The organism is Vibrio sp. EA2 (assembly GCF_033042495.1).
In the GTDB taxonomy this organism is placed as follows: Bacteria; Pseudomonadota; Gammaproteobacteria; order Enterobacterales; family Vibrionaceae; genus Vibrio.
Genome location: NZ_JAWLID010000038.1, coordinates 1 through 2,277, shown reverse-complemented (window position 1 = coordinate 2,277; position 2,277 = coordinate 1). Strand labels below are relative to the sequence as shown.

Annotated in this window: 1 protein-coding gene and 2 tRNA genes; all 3 read right to left on the bottom strand. The window is 44.7% G+C overall.

Features of this window, described 5'->3' with window-relative positions:
• Nucleotide 1 precedes the first annotated feature (1 nt).
• The 3 genes from RXX31_RS24570 to RXX31_RS24560 all read right to left on the bottom strand — a co-directional run bounded on the left by RXX31_RS24570 (nucleotide 2) and on the right by RXX31_RS24560 (nucleotide 2,276).
• Nucleotides 2-77: transfer RNA gene (locus RXX31_RS24570), tRNA-Phe, on the bottom strand.
• Between the two features lie 233 nt (nucleotides 78-310).
• The gene (locus RXX31_RS24565) at nucleotides 311-1,936 is read right to left on the bottom strand and encodes a methyl-accepting chemotaxis protein (protein WP_317592200.1); all 1,626 of its coding nucleotides are present in this window, start codon (nucleotides 1,934-1,936) and stop codon (nucleotides 311-313) included.
• Nucleotides 1,937-2,200: 264 nt separating this feature from the next.
• Nucleotides 2,201-2,276: transfer RNA gene (locus RXX31_RS24560), tRNA-Asn, on the bottom strand.
• Between the last annotated feature and the right edge of the window lies 1 nt (nucleotide 2,277).

Sequence of the window (2,277 nt, the reverse complement as noted above, 5' to 3'; positions counted from 1 at the left end):
GTGGTGCCCGGAGGCGGAATCGAACCACCGACACGAGGATTTTCAATCCTCTGCTCTACCGACTGAGCTATCCGGGCGACGAGGTGTATTAAACGGTTTTTCGCTTCTTAGGTCAACAATAAAATTCAAATAAAATATCGTTTGATGAAATTGTGCTCGGAGTGGGCTGTTTTTATGCGTTTTAAATGGTGATACACCTTGCTTTAAGCGTTCTTGGGAATTAAACGACGAGTTTGCTTGCCTGATTAGTAAGCCAAAAATAATAAAGCACGTTTGAAAACGTGCTTTAAGTTAGTAAATTGGCTCTAAGCTAGTGCTTTACAGAGAACTTATTGACCCATCCTTCCAGATCATTCGCTAAAGAAGCCAGGCTTTGAGTGCTTGATTGACTCTCTGTGACCACTGAATTTAGCTGATAACCGCTTTCTTCAATCAGGTTTATGCGGTGTGCAATATCGTCGCTGACATGGGTTTGCTCCGCAGCGGCCGTTGCGATTTGTTGGCTCATTGTCGTAATGGCTTCTAATGCTGTCACTATCTGTTGTAGAGCTTCAGAAGCACTTTGGGACTGTGTGACTGTGCTTTGACTGGTCTCGGCGCAAATCTCCATTGTTTGGATAGCATGGCGAGAACCTTGCTGGAGGTTTGAGATCATGTTCTGGATCTCTTTGGTACTATCTTGAGTGCGGCCAGCAAGTTTGCGAACTTCATCGGCCACAACCGCAAACCCTCTGCCTTGCTCACCCGCGCGAGCGGCTTCAATGGCTGCGTTTAGCGCCAGTAAGTTAGTTTGCTCTGCGATATCACCAATAACGTCTAAGACTTTGACGATGTTGTTTACATCCTGATCTAAATTAGCTACCGCCAGACTGGCTGTATTTAACTGATTTGCAAGTCCCTGGATATTATCCACTGTACTGCAGATCAGTGATTGGGTTTGTTGGCTTTGTTTGTCTGCTTCACCCGTATTTCGCGCGGTATCATTTGCTGACGTTGCGACTTGATTAGCTGATGAGGCCATTTCTGTCATCGCTGTCGCAATCATAGCGGTTGATTCCTGTTGTGATTGGGTCAAATCAGCAATGGTTCCAGAGCGTGATTCAACTGCGGATAACTCTGAGCGCAGAGCGATCATAGAACTATCGAGATTCGTTACCATTGTTGCCAGAGACTGACTCATGTTCTGCACAGCATCGTAAATACTATCTTTTGGGGCGACCGTATCGAAACTTGTCTGGATATTGCCCTGAGAGACCGCCTGAACGGCTTGGCGTACGTCATGAGGCTCACCTCCTAATACGTTCAGCATCTTGCGGATGGCGATGATTAGGCTGGCAAGAATAGCACCTGCAATGAAGAGGCATAGAATGAGTTGCCATTGTGCGGTAGCCCAAAAACGTGCATTTACCTCGTTAAATCCAATACCAGTACCTACAACCCATCCCCAGTGAGGCGTTTTTTCTGCTATTGAATGCTTCTCTTCAATGCTTCCGTCGGTTTGTGTTTGGCTCCATGTATATTCGACAATCTGGCCTGTTTTGTTATCCAAAATATCTAATATTAATTGGCCAACGCTATTGTTATTGCTGTCTTTGAAGTCATGGAAGCTGGTGCCATGCAATTGTGGATCGAGAGGCGCAGCGACAAACATCATGTTCTCATCGGCAACATAAACGTATTCATTGTCTTTATAGATATTGTTGCGAAGCAGGCGAGTCGCCAGTGCTTTTGCTTCACCTTCCGGAAGTTCACCACTTGCAGCCATTGCTTCTACTTCGGTCAGAATGCTATATGCGCTCTTGAACAGTTCTGTCACTCGAGCTTTGTTATCAAGGTTACTTGCAACTCTCAGAGTCCATAATCCTGTAGCGGTTAATGCGAGCAACGCCAGCAATATAATCGCAGACAGTAAATAGGCTTGAGTTTTTAGTTTCATATTTGGGCTCACAAATTTTTAGTTGCTATGCAAAGCATGGCTTATTTTAGAAATTGAATAGACAAGGCATCTTATTGAAGAAGGAAATGAGCGCCTACAAGTGCTTGTTTAAATTATGATGGAGATTAAATTTTTATCGTGAAATAAGTTTTTCAAGAAGTAAGCTTTATATGTGGGATGGTGGAATGAGTGAAAGTCGTGATTGGGTAGGGGAGAATATATAGATAAAAAAAAGCCGCATCATGTGATGCGGCTTCTTAAAAGTGGCTCCTCCTGCTGGGCTCGAACCAGCGACCTGCGGATTAACAGTCCGTCGCTCTACCAACTGAGCTAAGGAGGAA

Coding starts and splice junctions, on each gene's coding strand:
- RXX31_RS24565 (WP_317592200.1), bottom strand. CDS start 1,936: ATGAAACTAAAAACTCAAGCCTATTTACTGTCTGCGATTATATTGCTG.